Origin of the sequence: Nocardia sp. No.11, assembly GCF_038752175.1 — a bacterium.
Taxonomy (GTDB): domain Bacteria; phylum Actinomycetota; class Actinomycetes; order Mycobacteriales; family Mycobacteriaceae; genus Nocardia; species Nocardia canadensis.
This window is the reverse complement of the sequence record NZ_JBCGFB010000083.1, coordinates 1-26877: the sequence shown is the minus strand read 5'-3', so window position 1 is coordinate 26877 and position 26877 is coordinate 1. Positions and strand designations below refer to the sequence as shown.

24 protein-coding genes, 1 pseudogene and 1 riboswitch are annotated in these 26877 nt (G+C 69.6%); of the genes and pseudogenes, 18 read left to right on the top strand and 7 right to left on the bottom strand.

Features of this window, described 5'->3' with window-relative positions; genetic code table 11:
• Window positions 1-1130, bottom strand: a pseudogene (locus tag V8688_RS22165) (5-methyltetrahydropteroyltriglutamate--homocysteine S-methyltransferase); the annotation flags it as partial.
• A 133-nt stretch (window positions 1131-1263) separates the two neighbouring features.
• Window positions 1264-1458, bottom strand: a riboswitch (cobalamin riboswitch).
• Window positions 1459-1734: 276 nt separating this feature from the next.
• Between V8688_RS22165 and V8688_RS22160 the strand changes: the two are divergent.
• The 3 genes from V8688_RS22160 to coaD are packed head-to-tail and all read left to right on the top strand — an operon-like array spanning window position 1735 to window position 6182.
• The gene (locus V8688_RS22160; RefSeq protein WP_342801604.1) at window positions 1735-5133 is read left to right on the top strand and encodes a pyruvate carboxylase; all 3399 of its coding nucleotides are present in this window, start codon (window positions 1735-1737) and stop codon (window positions 5131-5133) included.
• Window positions 5130-5693: a 16S rRNA (guanine(966)-N(2))-methyltransferase RsmD gene (rsmD, locus tag V8688_RS22155; RefSeq protein ID WP_218719256.1), complete on the top strand. Its 564-nt coding sequence runs from the start codon at window positions 5130-5132 to the stop codon at window positions 5691-5693. Before V8688_RS22160 ends, rsmD begins: the two co-directional genes overlap by 4 nt.
• Before the next feature lie 3 nt (window positions 5694-5696).
• Window positions 5697-6182 carry a pantetheine-phosphate adenylyltransferase gene (gene coaD, locus V8688_RS22150; protein WP_218719257.1) on the top strand — a complete coding sequence of 162 codons (486 nt, stop codon included), beginning with the start codon at window positions 5697-5699 and terminating at the stop codon, window positions 6180-6182.
• A gap of 22 nt (window positions 6183-6204) precedes the next feature.
• Here the strand turns inward: coaD and V8688_RS22145 are convergent, their stop codons facing one another.
• A complete protein-coding gene (locus tag V8688_RS22145; protein ID WP_218719258.1) occupies window positions 6205-6735 on the bottom strand; it encodes a GtrA family protein in 531 nt (176 codons plus the stop codon).
• Window positions 6736-6986: 251 nt separating this feature from the next.
• Between V8688_RS22145 and V8688_RS22140 the strand changes: the two genes are divergently transcribed.
• The 10 genes from V8688_RS22140 (at window position 6987) to V8688_RS22095 (ending at window position 17175) form a co-directional block, all read left to right on the top strand.
• Window positions 6987-7760 (top strand): DivIVA domain-containing protein, encoded by a 774-nt coding sequence (locus tag V8688_RS22140; protein WP_218719259.1) that lies wholly within the window; start codon window positions 6987-6989, stop codon window positions 7758-7760.
• A gap of 87 nt (window positions 7761-7847) precedes the next feature.
• Window positions 7848-8531, top strand: coding sequence for a DUF177 domain-containing protein (locus tag V8688_RS22135; protein ID WP_316575597.1), 684 nt, complete (start codon window positions 7848-7850; stop codon window positions 8529-8531).
• A 2-nt stretch (window positions 8532-8533) separates the two neighbouring features.
• Window positions 8534-8716 (top strand): 50S ribosomal protein L32, encoded by a 183-nt coding sequence (gene rpmF, locus V8688_RS22130; RefSeq protein ID WP_022565580.1) that lies wholly within the window; start codon window positions 8534-8536, stop codon window positions 8714-8716.
• A gap of 3 nt (window positions 8717-8719) precedes the next feature.
• Window positions 8720-9451, top strand: coding sequence for a ribonuclease III (gene rnc / locus V8688_RS22125; protein ID WP_316575596.1), 732 nt, complete (start codon window positions 8720-8722; stop codon window positions 9449-9451).
• Between the two features lie 3 nt (window positions 9452-9454).
• Window positions 9455-10315: a bifunctional DNA-formamidopyrimidine glycosylase/DNA-(apurinic or apyrimidinic site) lyase gene (mutM, locus tag V8688_RS22120; RefSeq protein ID WP_218719261.1), complete on the top strand. Its 861-nt coding sequence runs from the start codon at window positions 9455-9457 to the stop codon at window positions 10313-10315.
• Between the two features lie 63 nt (window positions 10316-10378).
• Entirely contained in the window at window positions 10379-10960 is a 582-nt protein-coding gene (locus V8688_RS22115) for a dihydrofolate reductase family protein (RefSeq protein ID WP_218719262.1), read from the top strand.
• A gap of 5 nt (window positions 10961-10965) precedes the next feature.
• Window positions 10966-12000, top strand: a complete 1035-nt coding sequence (locus V8688_RS22110; RefSeq protein WP_218719263.1) for a PHP domain-containing protein — start codon at window positions 10966-10968, stop codon at window positions 11998-12000.
• A gap of 95 nt (window positions 12001-12095) precedes the next feature.
• Window positions 12096-13580 carry a substrate-binding domain-containing protein gene (locus tag V8688_RS22105; RefSeq protein ID WP_342801603.1) on the top strand — a complete coding sequence of 495 codons (1485 nt, stop codon included), beginning with the start codon at window positions 12096-12098 and terminating at the stop codon, window positions 13578-13580.
• A gap of 284 nt (window positions 13581-13864) precedes the next feature.
• Window positions 13865-15034: a glycosyltransferase family 4 protein gene (locus V8688_RS22100; protein WP_342801605.1), complete on the top strand. Its 1170-nt coding sequence runs from the start codon at window positions 13865-13867 to the stop codon at window positions 15032-15034.
• Window positions 15031-17175, top strand: coding sequence for a glycogen debranching N-terminal domain-containing protein (locus tag V8688_RS22095; protein WP_218719265.1), 2145 nt, complete (start codon window positions 15031-15033; stop codon window positions 17173-17175). Before V8688_RS22100 ends, V8688_RS22095 begins: the two co-directional genes overlap by 4 nt.
• A gap of 48 nt (window positions 17176-17223) precedes the next feature.
• Here V8688_RS22095 and V8688_RS22090 read toward each other — a convergent pair whose 3' ends face one another.
• The 5 genes from V8688_RS22090 to V8688_RS22070 are packed head-to-tail and all read right to left on the bottom strand — an operon-like array spanning window position 17224 to window position 22081.
• Window positions 17224-18093, bottom strand: a complete 870-nt coding sequence (locus tag V8688_RS22090) for a potassium-transporting ATPase subunit C (protein WP_342801602.1) — start codon at window positions 18091-18093, stop codon at window positions 17224-17226.
• A 1-nt stretch (window position 18094) separates the two neighbouring features.
• Complete coding sequence (gene kdpB, locus V8688_RS22085; RefSeq protein WP_342801601.1) at window positions 18095-20242, bottom strand: potassium-transporting ATPase subunit KdpB; 2148 nt, start codon at window positions 20240-20242, stop codon at window positions 18095-18097.
• A 1-nt stretch (window position 20243) separates the two neighbouring features.
• Window positions 20244-21914 (bottom strand): potassium-transporting ATPase subunit KdpA, encoded by a 1671-nt coding sequence (gene kdpA, locus V8688_RS22080; protein WP_342801600.1) that lies wholly within the window; start codon window positions 21912-21914, stop codon window positions 20244-20246.
• A complete protein-coding gene (locus V8688_RS22075; RefSeq protein WP_218719288.1) occupies window positions 21915-22001 on the bottom strand; it encodes a potassium-transporting ATPase subunit F in 87 nt (28 codons plus the stop codon).
• Window positions 21998-22081, bottom strand: coding sequence for a potassium-transporting ATPase (locus tag V8688_RS22070; protein WP_218719289.1), 84 nt, complete (start codon window positions 22079-22081; stop codon window positions 21998-22000). Before V8688_RS22070 ends, V8688_RS22075 begins: the two co-directional genes overlap by 4 nt.
• A 284-nt stretch (window positions 22082-22365) precedes the next feature.
• Between V8688_RS22070 and V8688_RS22065 the strand changes: the two genes are divergently transcribed.
• The 5 genes from V8688_RS22065 to V8688_RS22045 all read left to right on the top strand — a co-directional run bounded on the left by V8688_RS22065 (window position 22366) and on the right by V8688_RS22045 (window position 26727).
• Complete coding sequence (locus V8688_RS22065; RefSeq protein ID WP_218719269.1) at window positions 22366-22530, top strand: hypothetical protein; 165 nt, start codon at window positions 22366-22368, stop codon at window positions 22528-22530.
• Window positions 22527-25070 carry a sensor histidine kinase KdpD gene (locus V8688_RS22060; RefSeq protein ID WP_342801599.1) on the top strand — a complete coding sequence of 848 codons (2544 nt, stop codon included), beginning with the start codon at window positions 22527-22529 and terminating at the stop codon, window positions 25068-25070. Before V8688_RS22065 ends, V8688_RS22060 begins: the two co-directional genes overlap by 4 nt.
• Before the next feature lie 59 nt (window positions 25071-25129).
• Window positions 25130-25837 carry a response regulator gene (locus tag V8688_RS22055; RefSeq protein WP_218719271.1) on the top strand — a complete coding sequence of 236 codons (708 nt, stop codon included), beginning with the start codon at window positions 25130-25132 and terminating at the stop codon, window positions 25835-25837.
• Between the two features lie 91 nt (window positions 25838-25928).
• A complete protein-coding gene (locus V8688_RS22050) occupies window positions 25929-26375 on the top strand; it encodes an OsmC family protein (protein WP_218719272.1) in 447 nt (148 codons plus the stop codon).
• Between the two features lie 70 nt (window positions 26376-26445).
• A complete protein-coding gene (locus tag V8688_RS22045) occupies window positions 26446-26727 on the top strand; it encodes an acylphosphatase (protein WP_218719273.1) in 282 nt (93 codons plus the stop codon).
• Window positions 26728-26877 lie beyond the last annotated feature (150 nt).

Below are 26877 nucleotides of genomic sequence, written 5' to 3'. Positions count from 1 at the left end.
GCCGCGGCCAGCTCGTCGCCGACCGCGGCGGCGCCCTCGGCCAGGGCGGTCGCGAGAACCCGCACCTCGCCGACCTTTTCGGCGCCGAATGCCAGCCACGAGCGAAGCCGGTCGTCGAGCCCGGTCTCCGGGGTCAGCGAGTACGGCACATGCAGCAGGGAGCACGAGGTCGAGACCGCCACGCCGGTGCCCAGGGCGCCGAGCGTGTCGAGCGCGGCGTCGAGGTCGGTGCGCCAGATGTTGCGGCCGTCGACGACACCGGCGACCAGCAGCTTGCCCGCCAGCGCCGGGACGGCGGCGATCGCGGACACCTCGATGCCCGCGGTGAGATCGAGGGCGACACCCTCGATGCCGGTGTCCGCCACTGCCGCCAGCGCGCCGTCGGGGTGCCCGAAGTAGGTGGCGACCAGGAGCGCGGGCCGGTCCGGCGCGGCCGACAGCGCGGTGTAGGTCTCGCGCACGAGCCCGATCTCGGCCGCGGTCAGGTCGGTGACCAGCACCGGCTCATCGATCTGCACCCACTGCGCGCCCGCCTCGGCCAGGCGTGCCAGCAGGTCCAGGTACAGCGGCACCAGTTCCGGCAGCCGGTCCAGCGCCGCGCCGTCGGTGGACTTGGCGAGCTTCAGGAAGGTCAGCGGGCCGATCACCACCGGCCGGGCCGGCACGCCGAGCGCGATGGCCTCCGCGAGTTCGGTCAGCAGCTTGTCCGGGTGCAGCGTGAACACGGTGGCCGCGTCGATCTCGGGCACCAGGTAGTGGTAGTTGGTGTCGAACCACTTGGTCATCTCCAGCGGCGTGACCGTGTCGGTCCCGCGTGCGGCCGCGAAATAGCGGTCCAGCGGGTCGGCGATGTCGGTCACCCGATGCGGCAGCGCACCGAGCAGGACGGCGGTGTCGAGCATCTGGTCGTAGTAGGAGAAGGTGCCGACGGGCACCGAATCCAGTCCGGCCGCCTGCAATGCGGCCAACTGCACGGTGCGCAGCATGCGGCCGACGGCGTGCAGGTCCTCGGCGCCGAGCCGGCCTGCCCAGTAGGACTCGGTGGCGCGCTTGAGTTCCCGGCGCGGGCCCACCCGCGGCAGGCCGAGAACCGTTGCGGTGAAAGGGGAGTGCGAAACAGTCACGGAGATTCTCCAGTGTCGTGCAGGGAGAGCCGACGCCTTTCGCGGGCGACGACGACACCTCCGGGACCCGTCGTGAGACACGACAGGTCGGCACAGGTGGTCCGCGCGCCCGATCCACGAGGCGGTGGCCGCCGGATACGGCGTATCCGGCACAGTCGGCAGGTCTTCGGACTCGCGGGCACCGGTCGTGTGATCGACCGACCTACTGGCCGTCGCTTCCCGGGCGTCGTGCCCAGTGCTGATGACGGCGGTCGTTCCTGCATACCGCTGCGGGACAGTCCCGGATTCCCACCGGGTTCCCTCTTCACCCGGCACCACAGTGCCCGGGCTTCGACACCGGCGCGGGAGGTCGGGGCTCCGACTCTTCCACCGCGCAGGCGAACCAGCTGCGTCGCCCAGCATAGGGCCTCAGCGCGTACCGTCGCGACCACCCCGGCGCGCGTGGCCCGCGTGACCTGCGCTTCGGCGGCGCACCGCCGGGCGTCCGCCACGGTGAGATGTGACGGCCCGATGAACGCAACTTCGCAGGTGGGCGGGTGTGCGATGTGAAGATTGCTGCGAAGCCACCTTGCGTGACAGTCCTGCGGTCGCGTCCGGGTACCGTGGTCCAATGTTCTCGAAAGTCTTGGTCGCCAATCGTGGTGAGATCGCCATTCGCGCCTTCCGCGCGGCGTACGAACTCGGCATCGGAACGGTCGCGGTGTTCCCCCATGAGGACCGCAACTCCGTCCATCGGCTGAAGGCGGCCGAGTCGTATCAGATCGGCGAGGAAGGGCACCCGGTCCGGGCGTACCTGTCCATCGAGGCGATCATCGACGCGGCCAAGAGCGCCGGCGCCGACGCGATCTACCCCGGCTACGGCTTCCTGTCGGAGAACCCCGACCTCGCGGCCGCCTGCGAGCGCGAGGGCATCACCTTCATCGGCCCCTCGGCCGCCGTCCTGGAGATGGCGGGCAACAAGGCCACCGCCATCGCCGCCGCCAAGGCCGCCGGCCTGCCGGTGCTGAAGTCCAGCGAACCCTCCGCCGACATCGACGCCCTGCTGGCCGCCGCCCAGGAGTTCGAGTACCCGATCTTCGTCAAGGCCGTCGCCGGTGGTGGTGGTCGCGGCATGCGCCGGGTCGCCGCGCCCGAGCAGCTGCGCGAGTCGATCGAGGCGGCCTCGCGCGAGGCCGAGTCGGCCTTCGGTGACCCGACCGTGTTCCTCGAGCAGGCCGTGGTGAATCCGCGCCACATCGAGGTGCAGATCCTGGCCGACCAGCACGGCAACGTCATGCACCTGTTCGAGCGCGACTGCTCGCTGCAGCGCCGCCACCAGAAGGTGATCGAGCTCGCGCCCGCGCCGAACCTGGATCCCGCACTGCGCGAACGCATCTGCGCCGACGCGGTGGCCTTCGCCCGCCAGATCGGTTACAGCAACGCGGGCACCGTGGAGTTCCTGCTCGACGAGCGCGGCAAGCACGTGTTCATCGAGATGAACCCGCGCATCCAGGTCGAGCACACGGTCACCGAGGAGATCACCGACGTCGACCTGGTGCAGTCACAGCTGCGGATCGCCGCCGGGGAGACCCTGGCCGATCTGGGCCTGAGCCAGGACACGGTGTCGATCCGGGGCGCCGCGCTGCAGTGCCGCATCACCACCGAGGACCCGGCCAACGGCTTCCGCCCCGACACCGGCCGCATCACCGCCTACCGCACCCCCGGCGGCGCGGGCATCCGTCTCGACGGCGGCGCGAACCTCGGCGCGGAGATCGGCGCCTACTTCGACTCGATGCTGGTCAAGCTGACCTGCCGTGGCCGCGACCTGCCCGCCGCGGCCGCCCGTGCCCGGCGCGCGCTGGCCGAGTTCCGCATCCGTGGCGTCACGACCAACATCCCGTTCCTGCTCTCGGTGCTCGACGACCCGGACTTCCAGGCGGGTCGGGTCACCACCTCGTTCATCGACGAGCGGCCCGAGCTGCTGACCTCGCGCGGCTCGGCCGACCGTGGCACCAAGATCCTGAGCTACCTGGCCGACGTCACCGTCAACAAGCCGCACGGCGAACGCCCGACCACGGTGTACCCGTACGACAAGCTGCCCGCCGTCGACCTGACGCTGCCGCCGCCGGACGGCTCGCGTCAGCGCCTGCTCGCCCTCGGCCCCGAGGGCTTCGCCCGCGCCCTGCGCGAGCAGAAGGCCCTCGGCGTCACCGACACCACCTTCCGCGACGCACACCAGTCGCTGCTGGCGACCCGGGTGCGCACCAACGGCCTGCTCGGTGTCGCCGGGCATGTCGCCCGGCTGACCCCGGAACTGCTCTCGATCGAGGCGTGGGGCGGCGCGACCTACGATGTGGCGCTGCGCTTCCTGCACGAGGACCCGTGGGAGCGGCTGGCCGCCCTGCGCGAGGCCGTGCCCAACATCTGTCTGCAGATGCTGCTGCGCGGTCGCAACACCGTCGGCTACACGCCGTACCCGGAACAGGTCACCCGCGCGTTCGTCTCCGAGGCCGCGACCACCGGCATCGACATCTTCCGCATCTTCGACGCGCTCAACAATGTCGACCAGATGCGCCCGGCTATCGACGCCGTGCGCGAAACGAACACGGCCATCGCCGAAGTCGCGCTCAGCTACACCGGCGACCTGCTCGACCCGAACGAGTCGCTCTACACCCTCGACTACTACCTGAAGCTGGCCGAGCAGATCGTCGACGCGGGCGCGCACGTGCTCGCGATCAAGGACATGGCTGGCCTGCTGCGCGCGCCCGCGGCAGCGAAGCTGGTCACCGCGCTGCGCGGCAACTTCGATCTGCCGGTGCACGTGCACACCCACGACACCCCCGGCGGTCAGCTGGCGACCTACCTGGCCGCCTGGCAGGCCGGCGCCGACGCGGTCGACGGCGCCTCGGCCGCGATGGCGGGTACGACCTCCCAGCCCGCGCTGTCGGCCATCGTCGCGGCCACCGCGCATACCGAGCACGACACCGGCCTGAACCTGCAGAACGTGTGCGATCTGGAGCCGTACTGGGAGGCGCTGCGCAAGGTCTACGCGCCGTTCGAGTCGGGTCTGCCCGCGCCGACCGGGCGCGTGTACACCCACGAGATCCCGGGCGGTCAGCTGTCGAACCTGCGCCAGCAGGCGATCGCGCTCGGCTTGGGCGACCGGTTCGAGGAGGTCGAGGCCAAGTACGCCGCGGCCGACCGGCTGCTGGGCCGCCTGATCAAGGTCACCCCGTCGTCGAAGGTCGTCGGTGATCTGGCGCTGGCGCTGGTCGGCACCGGTGTCGACATCGAGGACTTCGCCGCCGATCCGGGCCGCTACGACATCCCCGACTCGGTGATCGGCTTCCTGCGCGGCGAACTGGGCGAGCCCGCCGGTGGCTGGCCCGAGCCGTTCCGCAGCAAGGCGCTGGCCGGGCGCAACGAGCCCAAGCCGGAGACCCCGCTGACCGCGGCCGACCAGGCCGGGCTCGACGGCACCTCCCAAGAGCGTCGCGACACCCTCAACCGCCTGCTGTTCCCCGGCCCGACCGCCGAGTTCCAGGCGCACCGGGAGAAGTACGGCGACACCACCGGCCTGTCGGAGAACCAGTTCTTCTACGGTCTGCGCCGCGGCGAGGAGCACCGCGTCCAGCTGGAGAAGGGCGTCACGCTGCTCATCGGGCTGGAGGCGATCTCCGAGCCGGACGAGAAGGGCATGCGCACGGTCATGTGCATCATGAACGGGCAGCTGCGCCCGGTCGCGGTGCGGGACCGCTCGATCGCCTCCGAGGTGCCGGCCGCGGAGAAGGCCGACAAGAACAACCCCGGCCACATCGCGGCGCCGTTCGCCGGTGTCGTCACGTTGGCGGTGTCGGAGGGCGACGAGATCCACGCGGGCGACACCGTCGGCACCATCGAGGCGATGAAGATGGAGGCGGCGATCACCGCGCCGCGCGCCGGCATCGTCGGCCGGATCGCGACCGCCAAGGTGCAGCAGGTCGAGGGCGGCGATCTGCTGGTGGAACTGGCTGCGCGCGAGTCGGAATGACGCGCATCGTCGCGGGCACGGCGGGCGGGCGGCGGCTGAAGGTGCCGCCCGCCGGTACCCGGCCCACCTCGGACCGGGTCCGCGAGGCCCTGTTCAGCGCGATCGACGCGCGCCTGGATCTGGACGGCGCGCGGGTGGTGGACCTGTACGCCGGTTCGGGCGCGCTCGGCCTGGAAGCGCTCTCGCGCGGCGCCGCCCACGCCCTGCTCGTCGAGGCCGACCGCAAGGCGGCCGCGGTCGTGCGCGCCAATATCGCCGAACTCGGCCTGCCCGGCGCGGAACTGCGCCTGGGCACGGTCGGCTCGGTGCTGGCGCACGCCGCGCCGAGTCCCTACGACGTGGTCTTCTCCGACCCGCCGTACGACGTGAGCACCGAGGACGTGATCGCCGACCTCACCGCGCTGGCGGCCAACGGCTGGCTCGCGCCCGACGCGCTGGTGATCGTCGAGCGGTCCATCCGCTCACCCGAAATCGCCTGGCCCGCAGGCTATGCGCCGCTGAAGATCCGCAAGTACGGGGAGACCAGAATCGAGCTCGCCGAATTCGGTGCTAGCGTCTGAACCATGGCTGCAGCACTGTGCCCCGGCTCCTTCGACCCGGTTACCAACGGTCACCTCGACGTGTTCGCTCGCGCGGCCGCGCAGTTCGACGAGGTGATCGTCACCGTGATGGTGAACCCCAAGAAGCAGGGCATGTTCACCGTCGACGAGCGCATCGAACTGCTGCGCGAGTCGGTCGCCCATCTGCCCAATGTGCGCGTGGCGTCCTGGCAGGGTCTGCTGGTCGACTTCGCCAAGCAGGAGGGCGTCGGCGCGATCGTCAAGGGTCTGCGCGACGCGGGCGACTTCGGCTACGAGCTCCAGATGGCCCAGATGAACCACAAGCTGGCCGGTGTCGACACCTTCTTCATCGCCACCAACCCGTCGCTGAGCTTCCTGTCCAGCTCCCTGGTGAAGGAAGTCGCGGCCTACGGTGGCGACGTCAGCGACATGCTCCCGCCCGCGGTGCACAAGCGCCTGCTCGACCGCCTGGCCGAGCGTCGCGGCTAGCGGGCTCGGCCGCGCGTCGCTGCTAGAAGACCAGGCCGCGCAGAGCCAGGAACCGCATGCCGCCGACCGCGGCGGTGATGGCGAGGACGGCGAGTGCCTGCACGCTGTCACCCAGGCCGGGCGCCCACACGCCGAGGGCGGCCAGGCCCGCCGTCGTGATGCCGAGACCGAGCAGCGCCAGGCCGCCGCCTTCCCATTGCGCCGTGAACCAGGTGACCCGGTCTGCGGCGTGGAAGGTGAGCTGGCGGTGCAGTTCGTTGGCGATCACGGTGCTGACCACCGAGCCGGCGACATTGGCGATCAGCGGGCCGACGCCGTGCATGGCGAAGAACAGCAGCACGTAGGCGATATTGCTGGAGCCGCCGACCAGGGCGAAGCGGATGAGCTGGGGGAGCGCGCGGTCGCCGCGCAGGTAGGTGAGGGTTCGGTCGACCCGCGGGCGCACCGCGGGGGCGGGTGTAGCGGCGGGAACGGCGGGGAACGTTCCGATCCAGGGTGTGAACATGCCCGCGACGTGGGACACCGAAGGTCTCGGTGTTTCGAGGACGGTCATGGTCGACTCCGATCGCAATGAACGAGCGTCGAGGAGTACAACAGCAATAAACGTGCAGTGCTTCCCGGCGGACGGCGTTGTCGTGCCTACCGATGGTAGCGGAAGTGGAGGGATTCACTCCACTTGATATCTGTGCGATCTAGGACACTCTCGCGACACACCGCGACGACATTCGGAACACGCGCCGCCGACGGGCACACTGGGCCACGGCGGTAGTGGTTTCGCCGTGAGCAAGCAGGAGGGTAGTGAGCATGTATCGCGTATTCGAAGCACTCGACGAACTGGTCGCCATCGTCGAAGAGGCGCGCGGCATCCCGCCGACTCGCAGCTGCATCGTGCCGCGCGGCGATGTCCTCGAACTGCTCGACGACGTCCGCGACGCCCTGCCCGGTGAGCTCGACGACGCCCAGGACGTCCTCGATCATCGCGACAAGATCGTCGGCGACGCCCGCGCCGGCGCCGAGACCACCATCACCTCGGCCAACGACCAGGCGCGTACCACCATCGAGAACGCCCGCGCCGAGGCCGACCGCATCCTCGCCGACGCCAAGGCGCACGCCGACCGGATGGTCGCCGAGGCCACCACGCACGCCGATCGTCTGGTCGCGACCGCGCAGGCCGAGGCCGAGCAGGTGATCGCCGACGGCAACGCCGAGTACGACGAACTGACCAGCCGCGCCCAGATCGACGCCGACCGGGCCATCCAGGCGGGCAAGGACTCCTACGAGCGCTCAGTCGCCGACGGCAAGGCCGAGCAGGCCCGGCTGGTCGCCCAGACCGAGGTCGTGCGGGCCGCGCACGCCGAGTCGGCGCGCCTGATCGACGACGCCCAGGCCGAGGCCGACCGGGTCCGCGCCGAATGCGACGACTACGTCGACGAGCAGATGGCCGATTTCGGTGGCAGGCTCGCCGCGATGGAGGAGACGCTGAGCACCACGCGGCGCACGATCACCCGCGGTCGCCAGCAGATGCGCGGCGGTCAGGCGGCCGAATACCCGGAATACGCCGCCGAGCACCGGCGCTGACCGCACTCCCGCGTTTTGAGTTCCGACGGGGTCCTGCCGTACTGTTGAGTGGTTGCCCAAATCCCCTCAGAAGTAAGTGAGTCAGTGATGCCCGCCGCTTCCGGTTCGCCGTCGCGTCCGCACAAGACCAGTGGTCCTGTGTCCGACGCGGGCTTCGTGCTGGATGTCCGCAGCCTCGGCCGTCGGCCGGGGACCATGCGGGAGCTGCGTCGCACCGTCACCGACCATGAGCGGCTGGGTCTGGATCTGATCGCCATCCCGGCCGACGCCGCGGTGGAACTCGACCTGCAGCTGCAGGCCGTCTCGGAGGGTGTGCTGGTCACCGGCACGGCGTCCGGGCCGACGGTGGGGGAGTGCTCGCGCTGCCTGGAACCGTTCGACGACCAGGTCGAGATTCGTCTGACGGAGCTGTTCGCGTATCCGGACAGCACCACCGAGCAGACGACCGAGGACGACGAGGTCTACCGCATGGAAGACGACCTCATCGACCTCGAGCCGGTGATCCTCGACGCCATCGGGCTGGAGCTTCCGCTGCAGCCGCTGTGCACCCCGGACTGCGCGGGCCTGTGCCCCGAGTGCGGTGTGCGGATGGCGATTGCGGGTCCTGATCACGGGCATGAGATACTGGACCCTCGCTGGGCCAAGTTGGCGAGTTTCGCCGCAGAGGCGCCCGGCACCGGCGACCCCGCTGAGGGTTCCACCACCCCAGACCGATCCGCTCCCGTGGCAAACGATGCCCACGTGGCCAGCGAAAACACAGAGGAGAAGTAGCCGTGGCTGTTCCCAAGCGCCGGATGTCCCGTTCCAACACCCGGTCGCGGCGCAGCCAGTGGAAGGCCGTCGCGCCGACCCTGGTCACCTGCCCGAACCGTGCCTGCGGTGAGAAGACCCTCCCGCACATCGCGTGCCCGTCCTGCGGCACCTACAAGGGCCGCCAGGTCACTGCTGCTGTCTGATTCGTGACAGCCAGCAAAGACACCGCGGGCTCGGCCGATCACGCCAGCCTGCTCACCGCACTCGGTGTCGACGTACGACCGGAGCTTCTGCGCCTCGCGCTGACGCACCGGTCGTACGCGTACGAGAACGGTGGTTTGCCGACCAACGAGCGCCTCGAGTTCCTCGGCGACTCGGTTCTCGGTCTGAGCATCACCGAGCGCCTCTACACCGAGCACCCCGAGAAGTCCGAGGGCGAGCTCGCGAAGCTGCGCGCCAGCGTGGTGAACATGCACGCGCTCGCCGAGGTGGCGCGTGGTCTCGGTGACGGCGGACTCGGTCAGTACCTGCTGCTCGGCAAGGGCGAAGAGCTCACCGGCGGCCGTGACAAGCCGAGCATCCTCGCCGACGGCATGGAGTCCCTGCTCGGCGCCGTGCATCTCGAGCACGGCATCGAGGTGGCCCGTGGGGTCGTGTTGCGCCTGTTCGCCGAACTGCTCGAGCGCGGCCCCCGCATGGGCGCCGGCCTCGACTGGAAGACCAGCCTGCAGGAGCTCACCGCCGAGCGTGGCCTCGGTGTGCCCAATTACGAGATCACCTCCACCGGCCCGGACCACAACAAGGAGTTCACCGCGACCACGGTGATCGCCGGTCGTCCGTACGGGCAGGGCGTCGGCCGCTCCAAGAAGGAAGCCGAGCAGAAGGCCGCGGGCACCGCCTACAAGGCACTCACCGCCGAATCCTCCGACGAAGCCTGACCCGTGCCCGAACTGCCCGAAGTCGAGGTGGTGCGGCGCGGTTTGGCCGATCACGCGGTCGGCCGGGCGATCGATGCCGTCACCGTCACCCATCCCCGGGCCGTGCGCAGGCACGTGGCGGGCGGCGCCGATCTGGCGGCCCGGCTCACCGGTCTGAAGATCGAGGGCGCGCAGCGCCGCGGCAAGTACCTGTGGCTCACCTTCGACGAGCCGGACACCGCCTTGGTCGTCCATCTGGGCATGAGCGGGCAGATGCTCGTGCAGCCCGCGGACGCCCCGGTCGAGAAGCACGCCCACATCCGCGCTGTCCTCGGGGACGGCAGTGAGCTGCGGTTCGTCGACCAGCGCACCTTCGGCGGCTGGGCGCTGGCCGATCTCGTCGAGGTCGACGGCACCGTGGTCCCGGACTCCGTCGCCCACATCGCCCGCGATCCGCTGGATCCGCGCTTCGACGCCGAGGCCGTGGTCGCGGCGATCCGGGCCAAGAACACCGAGATCAAGCGGGTGCTGCTCGATCAGACCGTGGTGTCGGGCATCGGCAACATCTACGCCGACGAGGCGCTGTGGCGGGCCGGTCTGCACGGTACCCGGGTGGCCGCCGAGCTCACCCGGCCGGTGGTGCGCCGGCTGCTCGAGGGCGTCGGCGCGGTCATGAACGAGGCGCTGGCCGTCGGCGGTACCTCCTTCGACGCGCTGTATGTGAACGTGAACGGCGAATCCGGCTATTTCTCCCGGTCGCTGGCCGCTTACGGCCGTGCGAACGAGCCGTGTGACCGGTGTGGCGCGCTGCTGATCCGCGAACAATTCATGAATCGCTCGTCGTTTTCCTGCCCGAAGTGTCAGCGGAAGCCTCGCCGCCGCTGATCCGGGCACGCTACCGTTTCTCCTGACAGGTCGTATCGGACCGGGTCCGTGCAGGAGGACGTTATGCGCAAGCTGACCTATTTCGTGGCATCGACGATCGACGGATTCATCGCCGCCGAGGACGGGACCCTGGACTTCTTCCCGGTGGGCGGCGACCACGGGCCCGCGATCATCTCGCAGTACCCCGAGACCCTGCCGACCAAGGTGCGCGAGGCGCGCGGCATCGCGGCGGGCAATGTCTACTTCGACACCGTGATCATGGGCCGCAAGACCCATGACTTCGGGGTGCGCACCGGCACCGCCAGCCCCTACGAGCACCTGCGCCAGTTCGTGGTGTCCACGACGCTGCCCGAGCCGCCGGCGCCCGGGGTCGAGCTGATCACCGCCGACCCGATCGCCGCCGTGCGCGAGCTCAAACGGGAGTCGGGGCTGGGAATCTGGCTGTGCGGCGGCGGTGAGCTGGCGCAGACGCTGCTGCCCGAGATCGACCAGGTGTTCCTCAAGCTGCATCCGGTGGTGCTCGGCACCGGCCGTCCGCTGTTCGGCGGTGGCGCGAAACTGCCAGAGCCGGAACGCTTCCGGGTGATCACCAGTCGCGTGTACGCCGACGGTGTCGCCTTCCTCAAGTACGGCCGGATCGGGTAGCGCCGATGACGGCGGCGGGTCCGGGCCCGGTGGCGGCGCTGCGCGAGATCGGTTTCTGGCTCGAGCGATCGCGCGCCGAGACCCATCGGGTGAAGGCGTATCGCCGTGCCGCCGACGTCGTCGACGAACTCTCGGAGTCCGAGCGGGCGACCCGCGCGAGCGAGCACAGCTGGCGGGACCTGCCCGGCATCGGCCCCAAGACCGCCGCCGTCATCGAACAGGCCTGCGCCGGTGCGGTTCCCGACTACCTGGCCGAGCTGCGCGGGGCCGCCCGCCCCATCGCCCCGGCCGGTGATCCGCTGCGCACCCTGCTGCGCGGTGACCTGCACACCCATTCGGACTGGTCCGACGGCGGTAGCCCGATCGCGGAGATGATGGGCGTGGCCGCCGCGCTCGGCCACGAATACTGTGCGTTGACCGATCACTCGCCGCGGCTCAAGGTCGCCAACGGTCTGTCCGCCGACCGTCTGCTGCGCCAGCTCGACGTGATCGCCGGCCTCCAGGAGCAGCTGGCGCCGTTTCGCATCCTCACCGGCATCGAGGTCGACATCCTCGACGACGGCACCCTCGACCAGCGCGCCGAGCTGTTGGAACGCCTCGATATCGTTGTCGCCAGCGTGCATTCACATCTGCGCGACGACAGCGCCACCATGACCAAGCGCATGGTCTACGCCGTGGCGAACCCGAATGTCGATGTCCTCGGCCACTGCACCGGCCGGCTCGTCGAAGGCGGTCGCGGCACCCGCCCCGAGTCCAGCTTCGACGCCGAACTCGTCTTCGAGGCCTGCCGCAAGTACGGCACCGCTGTCGAGATCAACAGCCGCCCCGAACGCCGTGACCCGCCCGGGCGGTTGATCGACCTGGCCGTGGAGATGGGCTGCCATTTCAGTATCGACACCGACGCCCACGCCCCCGGCCAGTTGGCGTGGCAGGGATACGGGTGCGAGCGCGCGCTGGCCCACGGCGTTCCGGCCGAGCGGGTGATCAACACCTGGGCGGTCGACGAGCTGCTGAGCTGGTGCGCGACGACCACCGGATGAAGACTCGCCGAACAACCGGCGCCGGACGCCGCGGTGGCGGATCGACCTGATAGACAGTCGGTTACAGGTATCCGGGGTGTGGGGGAGGGGAGCCGATGGGCGAGTTCCCGATCGAGATCGTGCTGTCGGCACTCGGTCTGTTCGTGGCGACGGCCGCGTTCCTGCGGGAGTTCGTCTTCGTCGGTCGCAAGCGCCTCGGCTACCGCGTGCAGATGAACACCCCCGCCAGCCGGATCCAGCTCGCCGACCCCCACAGCGGGGCCACCGGGGGCAACTCGGCGGCGGAGCCGGTGTCGGTGGTGCTGATCCGCATCGAGAACTACGGCTCCACGGTGATCGAGGCCGACGACTACGCCGGGGAGAGCCCGCGACTGCTGTTCCCGCACCACACGATCCGGGCGCTCGAGGTCACCGAGCGGGTCACCCGGACCGGGCAGTCGGTCACCGCGCTCAGCGACGCCCTGCGCGAGCTGGCCTCCACGGTGGGCGCGGACAATGCCGCGCGGATCGTGCTGCCGAGCGAACGGCTCGAGCGCGGCGAGCACTACAAGGTGCTGGCGGTGCTGTCGGGTCCGGCGCCCGATCCGCAGGACATCAACGCGGCGAAGGTGGTGACCAAGGCGGGCGGCCTCAAGGGCGGCCGGTTCGTCGAGACCACCAGCCGCTCCGGCCGCGAGCCCGCGCTGCTCGGCCTGAGCGTGTTCCTCGCCCTGGTGGTGATGGTGCAGTTGCTGGCCACCGTGCTGCGCGGTGATCCGCCGCCGCGCGACTGCGCCGCGGGTGAGTTGCGCGTCGTCGGTTCCACCGCGATGGCCCCGATGATCCGCAAGGCCGCGCACAACTACGAGAAGACCTGCACCGGAGCGCGATTCAGCTTCGATTTCGCTGGGACCGAACCCGGTCTGCGCACGATCACCAAGGCGGGTCCGACCCCGGACCTGCTCGCGATCGGCGACGGCGCCAAGGGCACCTCGTTCGAGGCGCTCACCGAGCTACCGCTGGCACGTGGGTCGTTCTCGTTGGTCGTGCACCCGGGCGTCGGCCTGAAAGACCTCTCGACCCAGCAGATCCGGGACCTGTACCGGGGAAACATCAAGAACTGGAGCCAGATCGGCGGTCCCGATCTGCCGGTGGTCCTGATCGACCGGACCGCGGGCTCGGGCACTCGTCGGGCACTGGAATCGCGGCTGCTCGAGGACAACCGCAAGGTGTTCCGCTACACCAGCTGCATCGGCATGGCCGCGGGCGGCGAGCAGTGCGAGGTCGACGTCACCGACGAAGTGGCTACGTTTGTTGCCAAAATCCCTGGCGCGGTGGGATATCTGGAGACCTCGGCGGTCGGGGCGGAGACCAGGGCGGTCGCGATCGACGGGGTGAGCCCGACGCCCGAGACCATCCGGTCCGGTGCCTACCGGTTCACGGGCGTGGAGTACGCCTACACGCACGGTCCGATCGCCGGTGATTCGCTGGTCGCGCAGTTCTTGGACTATCTGACGCGGGGTAAGGCCAGGCTCACCATGACCGAGTTCGGCAACATCCCGTGCGTCGACCCGGTCGAACCGAAATTCTGTACGCCGTAGACCGCCTCTGACGGCGTAATCTCCTGTCTCGTTGGGCATTCGCCGACACGATTTGCCAGCAACCCGCTGGTTTACTCCCCGGTAGCGGGGTACGTTCCACTACGGCCCCTCTGTTCAGCCGGGCACCCGCGTGGTGTGCTCCCCGTCTGGCCAGGCCAACCATGCCCCATGGACGGCGGTGAAGCTCTCGTCTCCACCCCCGCCGAGGCGGCCATCTCTTGTTCGCGCAAGTGTTGCGAGGTTGTGTCCCTGGAAGGAAGGTCATGAGTGCAGATACGTCGGCAATGTCGCCGACCGGGCTCTCCACGTCCGATCTCTATTCGATCGAGCACAACGGCGGCCCACTGCGGATCGCGATGGTGGTTCCACCGTATTTCGACGTCCCCCCGAAGGCCTACGGCGGCGTCGAGGCCGTAGTCGCCGATCTGGTCGACTCGCTGTGTGAGCGCGGCCATCACGTCACCCTGTTCGGCGCGGGCGAGCCGGGTACCAAGGCGGATTTCGTCCCGCTGTGGGACCGGATCGTCCCGGAACGACTCGGTGATCCGTTCCCCGAGGTGGTGCACGCGCTCCGCGTGCGCCGCGCGATCGAGCGTCTGGCCGAGACCCAAGGCATCGACCTGGTGCACGATCACACCTTCGCCGGCCCGCTCAACGCCCCGGCGTACGCCAATCTGGGCCTGCCGACGGTGGTCACCGTGCACGGGCCGGTGCAGGACGACTGCTACCGCTACTACCGCGAATTGGGCGAGGAATGCTCGCTCGTCGCGATCAGCGACCGGCAGCGCGAACTCGCGCCCGAACTGCCGTGGGCGGGCCGGGTGCACAACGCGCTGCGGCCGGACCAGTGGCCGTTCGTGACCGAGAAGCAGGACTACGCGCTGTTCCTCGGCCGCTTCACCATGGACAAGGGCCCGCATCTGGCACTCGACGCCGCGCACGCGGCGGGCATCCCGCTCATCCTGGCGGGCAAGTGTTCCGAGCCGCCGGAGAAGGCCTATTTCGAGGAATACGTGCGACCGCGGCTGACCGACGCCGATCATGTGTTCGGCCTCGCCGACGCGGCGGCCAAGCGTAAACTGTTGTCCGGAGCACGGTGTCTGCTGTTCCCCATTCGCTGGGAGGAGCCGTTCGGCATGGTGATGATCGAGTCGATGGTCTGCGGAACGCCGGTGGTCGCGTTGCGCGGTGGTGCCGTGGCCGAGGTCGTGGTCGACGGTGTCACCGGGCGCATCTGCGAGGAACCGGACGAACTGCCCGCCGCCATCGCCGAGGTCGCGACGTTCGATCCGGCAGCCTGCCGGGCGCACGTGGAAGCGAATTTCGGCGCCGACACCCTCGGTGGCGGCTATGAGCAGGTGTACCGGCAACTGCTGGCCCGCACCACGATCGGCTACGGCAACGCCTTCACGATGCCGATACCGGTCGGGGCGGCGGTGAGTGGGCGCGGATGAGCCTGAACAACGCGTCGTCGCCGAGCCCGCTCAACGCGGGGGAACCCGCGGGGCTCGGCGGCAACGGCGGCAACGTCACCCTGGTCGAAGGCGGCACCTTCTGCCTGTCCGATCGGCTCGGTGACATCGAGCCCGGCAAGCCGCAGGGTCTGTTCTTCCGTGACGCGCGGGTGATCTCGCGCTGGGAGCTGATGATCGACGGTAAGCGGCCGGAGCCGCTGTCGGTCCTCAGCCCGGAGGCCTTCGCAGGGCGGTTCGTGCTGCGCAGGCCGCCGCAGCAAGGTCGTGCCGACAGCACCCTGCTGGTCGTGCGCGACCGGCTCGTCGCCGAGGGCATGCACGAGCTGATCACCCTGGAGAACATGAGCCGCGAGGCCACGGCGGTGGTGCTCGAACTGCACGTCGACGCCGATTTCGTCGACCTGTTCTCGGTGAAGGAAGGCCGGATGGGCGGGCGCCGCGCGGAGATGACGACCTCCGACGGCGAACTGCTGCTGCACGACCGGGCCGACCTGTCGCGCGGGCTCGCGCTCACCTCGACGGTCGAGCCGATGGTGCTGCCCGGCACCATGATCTGGCGCGTCGTCGTGCCCGCGGGTGGCCGCTGGCAGACCGAGATCACCGCGCAACCGGCGGGTGCCGCGCAGCGCCCGCAGACCCAGGGCACCCCCGGTGAGCGCTACCGGGCCAGCGAACCGGTACGCAAGATCCAGGCCTGGCGGGCCACCGCCACCGACATCAGCGCCGATTCCGGGTTGCTCAACCAGATCCTGCGCCGCACCGAGAGCGACCTGGGCGCGTTGCAGATCCACACCGATTCCGGCACGGGCAGACCGTTCGTCGCCGCGGGCGCGCCCTGGTTCATGACGCTGTTCGGCCGGGACTCGCTGCTCACGGCATGGATGTCGCTGCCGCTGGAGACCGACCTGGCCCTGGGCACGCTGCAGCAGCTGGCCGAATTGCAGGGCCAGACGGTCGATCCGCTGGTGGAGGAGGAACCGGGCCGGATCATGCACGAGATGCGGCGCGGCCCCTCGGTTGGTCAGGTGCTCGGCGGGCAGATCTACTACGGCACCGTCGACGCCACACCGCTGTTCGTGATGCTGCTGGCCGAGTGCCTGCGCTGGGGCGCCGACCCGGCCTCGATCGCGACCCTGCTGCCCGCGGCCGATGCCGCGATCGGCTGGATCACCGATTTCGGCGACCGCGACGACGACGGGTTCGTCGAGTACGTGCGCGCCACCGATCGCGGGCTGATCAACCAGGGCTGGAAGGACAGCTTCGACGGGATCAACGACGCCGCGGGGCATATCGCGCAGGCCCCGATCGCGCTGTGCGAGGTGCAGGGGTACGTGTACGCGGCGTATCTGGCCCGGGCGGAGCTGGCCGATCAGTTCGACGATCCCGCGATGGCGACGCGGATGCGCGAGCGGGCCGCCGAGCTACGAACCAAGTTCGCCGAGCAGTTCTGGCTACCTCAGTGCGGTTGGTACGCGGTGGCCCTGGACGGCAGCAAGCGGCAGGTCGACGCGCTCACCAGCAACGCGGCCCACTGCCTGTGGTCGGGGATCGCCACTGACGAACACGCCGAGAGCCTGATCGCGAATCTGGCCAAGGCCGAGATGGATTCGGGGTTCGGTCTCCGCACGCTGGCCTCGACCATGGGCGCCTACAACCCGATGAGTTATCACTGCGGTTCGGTGTGGCCGCACGACACGGCGATCGCGGTCGCCGGGTTGATGCGGTACCAGCACGTGCCGGGCGCGGTGGCATTGGCGACGAAGCTGTCGGCCGGATTGCTCGACGCCGCTGCCGCGTTCGACGGCAGGCTGCCCGAGTTGTTCTGCGGTTTCCCGCGTGCCCGCTTCGCGTCGCCGGTGCCCTATCCCACCTCGTGTTCGCCGCAGGCGTGGGCCAGTGCCGCGCCGCTGCTGCTGGTGCGCTCGTTCCTCGGGCTCGACCCCGATGTGCCCGCCAAGACCCTGACCGTGCGGCCGCAGGTGCCGCAGGCGTGGGGGTGTGTGCGGCTCTCGGAGTTCCGGCTCGGTGACGTCACCGTCGATGTCGAGGTCTGCGGGTCGGCGGTGACCGTGACCGGCTTGCCCGAAGGATGGGCGCTGATCACCGACGAGCAGTCCTAGGACGGCACAGGGGCCGGACCCGTGGTGGATCCGGCCCCTGCTCAGGACTCAGCCGCGGACGGGAAACCGTTCGTCCAGAGCGAGATTGAGCTCGACGACATTCACCCGGGGCTCGCCGAGGAACCCGAGCGTGCGCCCGGCGGTGTGCGCCGCGACCAGATCACGCACCTGATCGCCGGTGAGGCCGCGCGCCTTCGCCACCCGCTCGACCTGGATGGCCGCGTACGCGGGGGAGATGTGCGGGTCCAGGCCGCTGCCGCTCGCGGTGACCGCGTCGGCGGGGACCGCCGCTTCGGCCGGGGCGTCGCCGAGGATCGGGATGATCCGGCCGACCGAGTAGTCCTCGCCTTCCTGCGCGCATTCCACGGTGACGCCGCGGAACGTGGCCAGGAACGGCCGCGCCGGGCAGAGCTCGTTGACGCTGACGACCTGCACCGGTCGCGACACATCGCCGTCGGCATCGCGCGGACCGATCACCGAGAGCACCGCGCCGACACCGTCTTTCGTGCAGAACTGGCGGGCGCCGTCGACCCCCTCACGGTCGCCGACCTCCTTCGATCGGGTGCACACGGTGGTGAGCAGGCTGGTGCGGGCGGCGGTGTCGACGATGTCCTCGGGACCCAGATTGCTCGCGGCGGTGGCCAGCGGGTCGTAGCCGTCGCCCGCGGCCGACGGGCGGCTCTGGAAGTACTGCACCATGGCCTTGCCGTCGGCGTCGGTGAACGACTGCCCGATCAGGCTGGAGCCCACCAGCTTTCCGTCCCGCTCGATCAGCGAGCCGTCGGCATTGTCGTGGAGTCCCGGCAGTTGCGCGACCGCGAAAACCGCGACGGGGTACACGATTCCGGTGATCGCGGTCAGCACGAGCAGGGCGCGCAGGGCGGCCAGGTGCTGGCGGATCCAGGTTGACATACGCATTTCAGGACATCCCGGGGAGGAGTTGGACGAGCAGGTCGATGATCTTGATGCCGAGGAACGGCGCGATGATGCCGCCCAGGCCGTAGATCGTCAGGTTGCGGCTCAACAGGGTCGAGGCATCGCTCGGCCGGTAGTCGACACCGCGCAGCGCCAGCGGGATGAGCGCCACGATGATGATCGCGTTGAAGATGACCGCGGACAGGATCGCCGACTGCGGGCTGGCCAGGCGCATGATGTTCAGCGCGTCCAGGCCGGGGAACAGTGCCACGAACAACGCGGGAATGATCGCGAAGTACTTGGCGATGTCATTGGCGATGGAGAACGTGGTGAGCGCGCCGCGGGTGATCAGCAGCTGCTTGCCGATCTCCACGATCTCGATCAGTTTGGTCGGGTCCGAATCCAGATCGACCATGTTGCCCGCCTCTTTGGCGGCCGAGGTGCCGGTGTTCATCGCCACGCCCACGTCGGCCTGGGCCAGCGCGGGAGCGTCGTTGGTGCCGTCGCCGGTCATCGCGACCAGGCGGCCGCCGTCCTGCTCCTTCTTGATCAGGGCGAGCTTGTCCTCCGGCGTCGCTTCGGCGAGGAAGTCGTCCACCCCCGCTTCGTCGGCGATCGCCTTCGCGGTGAGCGGGTTGTCGCCGGTGATCATCACCGTGCGAATGCCCATGCGGCGCATCTCGTCGAAGCGTTCCCGCATGCCCTGCTTGACGACGTCCTTGAGATGGATGACACCGAGCAGCCGCGGGGTGCCGTCCTTGACCTCACCGACCACCAGCGGCGTGCCGCCCGAGGCCGAGATGCCGTCGACGATCGCCGTGGCGTCGCTGGGGACCGAACCACCCTGGGCCCGAACCCATTCGATCACCGCACCCGCTGCCCCCTTGCGCAGCTGGTGCCCATCGGCGAGGTCGACACCCGACATGCGGGTCTGCGCGGTGAACTCCACCCAGGTGGCACCGGGCAGCTCGCCCGCGGAACGTTCCCGCTTGTCGAACGTCTGCTTGGCGAACACGACGATCGACCGCCCCTCCGGCGTCTCGTCGGCCAGGCTCGACAGCTGGGCGGCGTCGGCGAGTTCGTCGTCGAGAATGCCCGGCATCGGGACGAATGCGGCCGCCTGCCGGTTGCCGAGCGTGATGGTGCCGGTCTTGTCGAGCAGCAGCGTGTTCACATCGCCCGCCGCTTCGACCGCGCGACCCGACATGGCCAGCACATTGCGCTGCACGAGGCGGTCCATCCCGGCGATGCCGATGGCCGAGAGCAGCGCGCCGATGGTGGTCGGGATGAGGCAGACCAGCAACGAGACCATCACGATGCCGGTGATGCCGTGCGCGTCCAGCGCCGAAGTATCCGGCACGCCGGGGTTGTTCGACTTGGCGAAGATCGCCAGCGGCTGCAGCGTGGTGACCGCGAAGACGAAGATGATCGTGAGCGCGGCCAGCAGGATGTTGAGCGCGATCTCGTTCGGGGTCTTCTGGCGGCTGGCGCCTTCGACGAGCGCGATCATCTTGTCGATGAAGCTGGCGCCGGGCTCCTGGGTGATCCGCACGACGATCCGGTCCGAGAGCACCGTGGTGCCGCCGGTGACGGCCGACCGGTCGCCGCCGGATTCGCGGATGACCGGGGCGGATTCGCCGGTGATGGCCGATTCGTCGACCGAGGCGATGCCTTCGACGACGTCACCGTCACCGGGGATGACCTGACCGGCCTCGACCACGACGACGTCACCGCGGCGCAGTTCGGTCGCGGCGACCCGTTCCTCGATGATGCGGCCACCGGGGGTCCAGTCGGCCAGCCTGCGCGCGACGGTGTCGGTCTTGGCCTTGCGCAGCGTGTCGGCCTGGGCCTTGCCGCGGCCCTCCGCGACGGCCTCGGCCAGGTTGGCGAAGACCACGGTGAGCCACAGCCACACCACGATCGCCCAGGCGAAGAAGCTCGGATCGGCGATCGCCAGGATGGTCGACCACGCCGCGCCGATCTCGACGATCAGCATGACGGGGTTCTTCCACAGCGTGCGTGGATCGAGTTTGCGCAGTGCGTCCGGCAGGGAAGTGAGCAGCAGCTTCGGATCCAGGACGCCCTTCTGTACGCCCTTGGTCCGGTGTTCGGGCCGCGGCGCGGCCGGTGTTTCGAGGGTAGGACTTGTCATCTCAGTGAATTCCTTCGGCGAGCGGCCCGAGCGCGAGGGCGGGCAGGAAGGTGAGCGCGACCAGGATCACCGTCACACCGACGACCATGCCGACGAACTGCGGCCGGTGCGTCGGCAGCGTGCCGATCGACGAGGGAGTGGTGCCCTGCTGGGCCAGCGAACCGGCCAGCGCCAGGACGAAGATGATCGGCAGGAACCGCCCGAACACCATGGCCAGGCCGAGCGCGGTGTTGAACCACTCGGTGTTGCCGGTGAGTCCGGCGAAGGCGGAACCGTTGTTGTTGGCCGCGGAGGTGAAGGCGTAGAGCACTTCCGAGAGGCCGTGCGGGCCGCTGTTGAGCATGCCGGCCCGCTGGCCGGGCAGTGCCATCGCGATCGCGGTGCCGATCAGCACGATCAGCGGACTCACCAGGAAATAGGAAGCGGCCAGCTTGATCTCGCGCGGCGTGATCTTCTTGCCGAGGTACTCCGGCGTGCGGCCGACCATCAGGCCCGCCACGAACACCGTGATCACGGCGAGGATCAGCATGCCGTAGAGACCGGAGCCGACACCACCGGGCGCGACCTCGCCCAGTTGCATGTTGAACATCGTCATCAGGCCGCCGAGGCTGGTGTAGGAATCGTGGAACGAGTTCACCGCGCCGGTCGAGGTGAGGGTGGTCGCGCCGGCGAAGGTCGCCGAATTCGCCACGCCGAAACGGGTTTCCACGCCCTCCATGGACGCGCCGATCGCGGTCGGCACCGTGCCGTGGTGCTGGAGCTGGAACAGGTTGGTCAGCGTGATGCTGGTGAGCGCGATGGTGCCCATCACCGCGACGATCGCGTAGCCCTGCTTGGTGCTGCCGACCATCCGGCCGAATGTGCGCGGCAGCGAGAACGCGATCACCATCAGCAGGAAGATCTCCAGGAAATTCGTCCAGGTGCTCGCGTTCTCGAACGGATGCGCCGCGTTGGCGTTGTAGAAGCCGCCGCCGTTGGTGCCGAGTTCCTTGATGACTTCCTGGCTCGCGACCGGGCCGCCGGTCAGCGTCTGCTCGGCGCCGCCGAGGGTCTGGGCGACCTGATCGTGCACGTGGAAGTTCTGGATGACACCGCCGGCGATCAGCACGATCGCGAAGACGAACGCGATCGGCAGCAGGATCCGCAGGGTGCCGCGTACCAGGTCGACCCAGAAGTTGCCGAGCTCACCGGTGTGGCGGCGGGCGAAGCCGCGCACCAGCGCGATCGCCACCGCCATGCCGACGGCCGCGGAGACGAAGTTCTGCACCGCCAGCCCGGCCATCTGCACGAGGTGGCCCTGGGTCGACTCGCCGGAGTAGTTCTGCCAGTTCGTGTTGGTGACGAAGCTGACGGCGGTGTTCCAGGCCAGCGCCGGGGTCATCGCGGTGCCGGGGTCGTTCAGATGCAGCGGCAGCGCGCCCTGCACCAGCTGGAAGAAGAACAGGAACAGGATGCTCACCGCCGAGAATGCCAGCACACTGCGGGCATAGACCGGCCAGGTCTGCTCGACCTCGGGTTTCGCGCCGATGGCACGGTAGATCAGCCGCTCGGCGCGGGAGTGCTTGTCGCTGCTGTAGACCCGGTACATGTAGTCGCCGAGCGGCACATGCACCAGGGCCAGCGTGATGACCAGGGCCGCCACGAAGGCGATCCCCGCTGTTGTCGTGTTCACCTAGAACCTCTCGGGAAAGAGCAGCGCCGCGACCATGTACACGGCGACGAGGACGGCCAGAACCAGACCGACAAGGTTCGCGATCACAGCTTCTCCACCCCCCGCTGGACCACGCCCAGCAGCGCGAAGATCGCCACGGTGAGCACCGTGAACACCACGACAGACATTTCCAACCTCCTTGCGCTCCGAGGTGAAGCGCCTAGGTGAGTGAAACGCCGGATCAGGGCTCGGCGTGGTTTCCTTACGACTCCTTAGCGCCGGGCGGCACGGCCTTTGCGGAATGTTGACGCGTCGCCCGGGGAAGGGTGTGAGGATGCCGTCAAGGCAGGGCCGATAGCCGTCAACACACCGTAAAGATCGAGATCAGGCCGTACTCGCGCGACTACAAAGGGTGTGCACCGGCGGGCGAAGGGCACCGTCGGCCCCTGTGTTCACGGAAAGAGAGATCGCGGTGTCTGTTGTGACCCTTGCGGTGATCTTCGGTTTCGTCGCATCGCTGCTGCTGATCCGGGTGCTCGGCCGGCTCAACACCTCACACGCGCCGATGGTGACCGTCGGTGTGTTGCCGGTGCGCCCGCAGGCCCCGGCGCGTCGACCCGCGATGATGGACAGGTGAAACGCGGACAGCTGCGCATCTACCTCGGTGCGGCGCCGGGCGTCGGCAAGACCTACGCCATGCTCGGCGAGGCGCATCGGCGGCTGGAACGCGGCCGCGATGTGGTCGCGGCCGTCGTGGAGACGCACGGCCGGAAGAAGACCGCCGAACTGCTCGAGGGCATCGAGCGGATTCCGGCGAAACTGATCGAGTACCGGGGGACGCAGCTGCCCGAGCTCGACGTCGACGCCGTGCTGGCTCGCCGGCCCGCGGTGGTGCTCGTCGACGAGTTGGCGCACACGAACGCGCCGGGCAGCGTGCACGAGAAGCGCTGGCAGGATGTGGAGCAGTTGCTCGACGCGGGCATCGATGTCATCTCGACGGTCAATGTGCAGCACCTCGAGAGTCTCAACGACGTGGTCCAGCAGATCACCGGTATCGAGCAGCGCGAGACGGTGCCCGATGCCGTCGTCCGCACCGCGGACCAGGTAGAGCTCGTCGACCTGACGCCGGAGGCGTTGCGGCGCAGGCTTTCCCACGGCAATGTGTACGCCGCCGACAAGGTCGACGCGGCGCTGCGCAACTACTTCCGCCCCGGCAACCTGACCGCGTTGCGCGAACTCGCGCTGCTGTGGCTGGCCGACCAGGTGGACGCGGCGCTGGCCAAGTACCGGGCCGACCACAAGATCACCGAGCTGTGGGAGGCGCGCGAGCGCGTGGTCGTCGCGGTGACCGGCGGTCCCGAATCGGAGACCGTGGTGCGCCGGGCCGGCCGGATCGCGTCCAAGTCCAGCGCCGACCTGGTGGTGGTGCACGTGGTGCGCGGGGACGGGCTGGCCGGTGTGTCGACCGAGCGGATGGCCAAACTGCGTGAACTCGCCGCGGGTCTGGGCGCCTCGCTGCACACCGTGACCGGCGACGATGTGCCCACCGCGCTGCTCGAGTTCGCGCGCGAGGTGAACGCCACTCAGCTGGTGCTCGGCACCTCACGACGCTCGCGCTGGGCACGCATGCTCGACGAGGGCATCGGCTCCACCGTGGTGCAGCGCTCGGGCAAGATCGATGTCCACATGGTGACCCACGAGGAAGCCAATCGCGGCCTGCGCAGGCACTGGCTGCGCCCGCGGCGCCCGGTCAGCGCGTGGCTGGCCGCGGTCGTGGTGCCGGTGCTGGTGAGCCTGATCTGTGGGGTGCTCCTCGACGGCTGGTTACAGCTGGGCGGGCTCAGCGCCGTGTTCTTCGTCGGTGTCGTCGCGGTGGCGCTGTTCGGCGGCGTGGTACCCGCCGGACTCTCGGCCCTGCTCTCCGGGCTGCTGCTGAACTGGTATTTCACCGACCCGCGCTACAGCTTCACCATCGCCGAGCCGGACAACTTCGTGACCGTGGTGGTGCTGCTCATCGTCGCGGTCGCGGTCGCGGCCCTGGTGGATGTGGCCGCGAAGCGGACGCTGCAGGCGCGCAAGGCTTCCCGCGAGGCCGAACTGCTGACGATGTTCGCCGGGTCCGTGCTGCACGGCGCCGACCTGCCCAATCTGCTCGAACAGGTCCGCGAGACCTACGGCCAGCGCGCGGTGAGCCTGCGATCCGGGGACCATGTCGTCGCCTCGGTGGGCACCGAGCCGCCGACCCGGCCGTCGCACGCCGATACCGTCATCGAGGCGGGGGACGCGCAGAGCCATCTGCTGCTGGCGGGCCGCCGGATCAATTCCACGGAGCGGCCGGTGCTCAACGCCGTCGCCAATCAGGCGGTCGGGCTGGTGCGCCAGGCCGCGCTGGCCGAGGAGGCCAGCGCCGCGGCGGCGCTGCTCGAGGCCGACCGGTTGCGCCGGGCCCTGCTGTCGGCGGTCAGCCACGACCTGCGGACCCCGCTGGCCGGGGCGAAGGCGGCCGTGTCCAGTCTGCGCAGCGACGATATCGAGTTCTCGGCCGAGGACACCGGTGAGCTGCTCGAGGCGATCGAGGAATCGGTCGACCAGCTGACCGCGCTGGTCGGCAACCTGCTCGACTCCTCGCGGCTGGCCGTCGGCGTCGTCACCCCGCAGCTGCGGCGGGTGTACATGGACGAGGCGGTCCATCGCGCGCTGGTCAGCGTCGGGATGGGAACCCGTGGACTGCGCCGCGCGGCGATGGATCGGGTGAAGGTGGAGGTCGGTGAGGTCTCCGTGCTCGCCGACAGCGGTCTGCTCGAACGGGTGCTGGCCAACCTGATCGACAACGCGCTGCGGCACTCCGGCCGCGAGACGCCGGTCCGGGTGACCGCCGAACACGACGGGGACCAGGTGTCGATCGCGGTCGTCGACGTCGGCCCCGGTGTGCCGGCGGGGACCGAGGAGCAGTTGTTCGAACCGTTCCAGCGGCTCGGCGATCGGGACAACACCACCGGAGTGGGTCTCGGACTGTCGGTGGTCCGCGGTTTCGTGGAGGCGATGGGCGGCAACGTCCACGCCGAACCGACCCCCGGCGGCGGCTTGACCATGCTGGTCGACCTGCCGTCCGGGGTCGGCGCCGCGCCGGTCCCGGACGATGACAGCGCGGCCGATCCCGACGAGACTGACCGATGACCGCATCGGCGGTCGCCACAGATCAGGCCGGGCCGCCCGGCCACAATCCAGGAACGGTGATGACGGACAAGAACCAGGCTCCGGCCGCCACCAAGGTGCTGGTGGTCGACGACGAGCCGCAGATCGTGCGGGCCCTGCGGATCAACCTGTCGGTGCGCGGATACGAGGTCATCACCGCGGGCAACGGTGCCGCCGCGTTGCGCGCCGCCGCGGAACGGCAGCCCGACGTCGTGATCCTGGACCTGGGCCTGCCCGATATGGACGGCATCGAGGTGCTCGCCGGGTTGCGCGGCTGGACCTCGGCGCCGGTGCTGGTGCTCTCGGCGCGCACCGATTCCGCCGACAAGGTCGAAGCGCTCGACGCGGGCGCCGACGACTACGTCACCAAGCCGTTCGGCATGGACGAACTGCTGGCCCGGCTGCGCGCCGCGGTCCGGCGCGGGGCGACCGAGGTCGACACCGTCGATCCGGTGGTGGTCACCGACTCGTTCACCGTCGACCTGGTCGCCAAGAAGGTCACCAAGCGGGGCGCGCCGGTGCACCTGACGCCCACCGAGTGGGGCATGCTCGAGATGCTGGTGCGCAATCGCGGAAAACTGGTGGGGCGCAAGGAACTCCTGCGCGAGGTGTGGGGACCCGCCTACGCCACCGAGACCCACTACCTGCGGGTCTATCTCGCGCAGCTGCGCCGCAAACTCGAGGACGACCCGGCCAATCCCCGGCACCTGCTGACCGAGGCCGGCATGGGGTACCGCTTCCAGGAGTGACGCGTGCCCCGGGTCACGCGCCGGAATGCCGCCGCACGCGCAGGCGTTCCCAGGCGTGCATCGTCCCCGACGCGAATGGCAGGATCAAGGCATGGCTGAGCAGCAGAACGCACCTGTGACCACCGCACCGACCGAGCTGTGGGTCGAGCGCACCGGAACCAGGGCCTACACCGGACGCAGCAATCGGGGCGCGGAGGTCCTGATCGCCTCGCAGGGCGTCGAAGGCGCGTTCACCCCGGGCGAGCTGCTGAAGATCGCGCTGGCCGCCTGCACCGGTCTCAGCTCGGACCTGCCGCTCTCGCGCCGCCTCGGTGACGACTTCGACGCCACCATCCGCGTCTCCGGCGACGCCGACCGCGAGAACGAGCTGTACCCGCAGCTCGACGAGGTCCTGGAACTGGACCTGTCCGAGCTGGACGAGGCCGCGCGCGAGCGACTACTGGTCACCGTGCAGCGGGCCGTCGACAAGGTGTGCACCGTGGGCCGCACGCTCAAGGCGGGCACGAAGGTGACGTTGAACTTCGCCGTCGACGCATGAGCGGGCCGGCCCGGCGGCGGCAGCGCCGTGTCCCCACGCAGCGACCCCGATCACGCGCATCGGACGCGGCATGAGCGAGGCGCCGCAGCGGCTCAGCGCCTGGGTGCACGGGATGGTGCAGGGGGTGGGTTTCCGCTGGTGGACCCGCTCGCGCGCACTGGAACTCGGGCTCACCGGGTATGCCCGCAATCACCGCGACGGACGGGTGCACGTGGTCGCCGAAGGATCGCGATCGGCAGGCGCGACGCTGCTCGAGCTGCTACGGTCCGGCGATGCACCTGGCCGGGTCGACCTGGTTGTGGAAAGCTGGGAGCCCGCGCGGGGCGACATGACGGGATTCGAGGAGCGCTAGTGGTGACTTCGGGGGCTAGGGGGCGGCAGCGGTGAGCACACAGAACCCTGGTCCGCCCGATCAACCGCCCGCGGGTGGCTCCGGGCCCTCGCCCCACCAGCCGCCGGATCCCGGCGCGGGCTGGCCGCCGATGCCGCAGCAGCCGCCCGG

Excerpts from the sequence above, each read along its gene's own strand:
- V8688_RS22160 (WP_342801604.1), top strand. The coding sequence starts at position 1,735 with ATGTTCTCGAAAGTCTTGGTCGCCAATCGTGGTGAGATCGCCATTCGC.
- rsmD (WP_218719256.1), top strand. The coding sequence starts at position 5,130 with ATGACGCGCATCGTCGCGGGCACGGCGGGCGGGCGGCGGCTGAAGGTG.
- coaD (WP_218719257.1), top strand. The coding sequence starts at position 5,697 with ATGGCTGCAGCACTGTGCCCCGGCTCCTTCGACCCGGTTACCAACGGT.
- V8688_RS22145 (WP_218719258.1), bottom strand. The coding sequence starts at position 6,735 with ATGACCGTCCTCGAAACACCGAGACCTTCGGTGTCCCACGTCGCGGGC.
- V8688_RS22140 (WP_218719259.1), top strand. The coding sequence starts at position 6,987 with ATGTATCGCGTATTCGAAGCACTCGACGAACTGGTCGCCATCGTCGAA.
- V8688_RS22135 (WP_316575597.1), top strand. The coding sequence starts at position 7,848 with ATGCCCGCCGCTTCCGGTTCGCCGTCGCGTCCGCACAAGACCAGTGGT.
- V8688_RS22115 (WP_218719262.1), top strand. The coding sequence starts at position 10,379 with ATGCGCAAGCTGACCTATTTCGTGGCATCGACGATCGACGGATTCATC.
- V8688_RS22110 (WP_218719263.1), top strand. The coding sequence starts at position 10,966 with ATGACGGCGGCGGGTCCGGGCCCGGTGGCGGCGCTGCGCGAGATCGGT.
- V8688_RS22105 (WP_342801603.1), top strand. The coding sequence starts at position 12,096 with ATGGGCGAGTTCCCGATCGAGATCGTGCTGTCGGCACTCGGTCTGTTC.
- V8688_RS22100 (WP_342801605.1), top strand. The coding sequence starts at position 13,865 with ATGTCGCCGACCGGGCTCTCCACGTCCGATCTCTATTCGATCGAGCAC.
- V8688_RS22095 (WP_218719265.1), top strand. The coding sequence starts at position 15,031 with ATGAGCCTGAACAACGCGTCGTCGCCGAGCCCGCTCAACGCGGGGGAA.
- V8688_RS22090 (WP_342801602.1), bottom strand. The coding sequence starts at position 18,093 with ATGCGTATGTCAACCTGGATCCGCCAGCACCTGGCCGCCCTGCGCGCC.
- kdpB (WP_342801601.1), bottom strand. The coding sequence starts at position 20,242 with ATGACAAGTCCTACCCTCGAAACACCGGCCGCGCCGCGGCCCGAACAC.
- V8688_RS22070 (WP_218719289.1), bottom strand. The coding sequence starts at position 22,081 with ATGTCTGTCGTGGTGTTCACGGTGCTCACCGTGGCGATCTTCGCGCTG.
- V8688_RS22055 (WP_218719271.1), top strand. The coding sequence starts at position 25,130 with ATGACGGACAAGAACCAGGCTCCGGCCGCCACCAAGGTGCTGGTGGTC.
- V8688_RS22050 (WP_218719272.1), top strand. The coding sequence starts at position 25,929 with ATGGCTGAGCAGCAGAACGCACCTGTGACCACCGCACCGACCGAGCTG.
- V8688_RS22045 (WP_218719273.1), top strand. The coding sequence starts at position 26,446 with ATGAGCGAGGCGCCGCAGCGGCTCAGCGCCTGGGTGCACGGGATGGTG.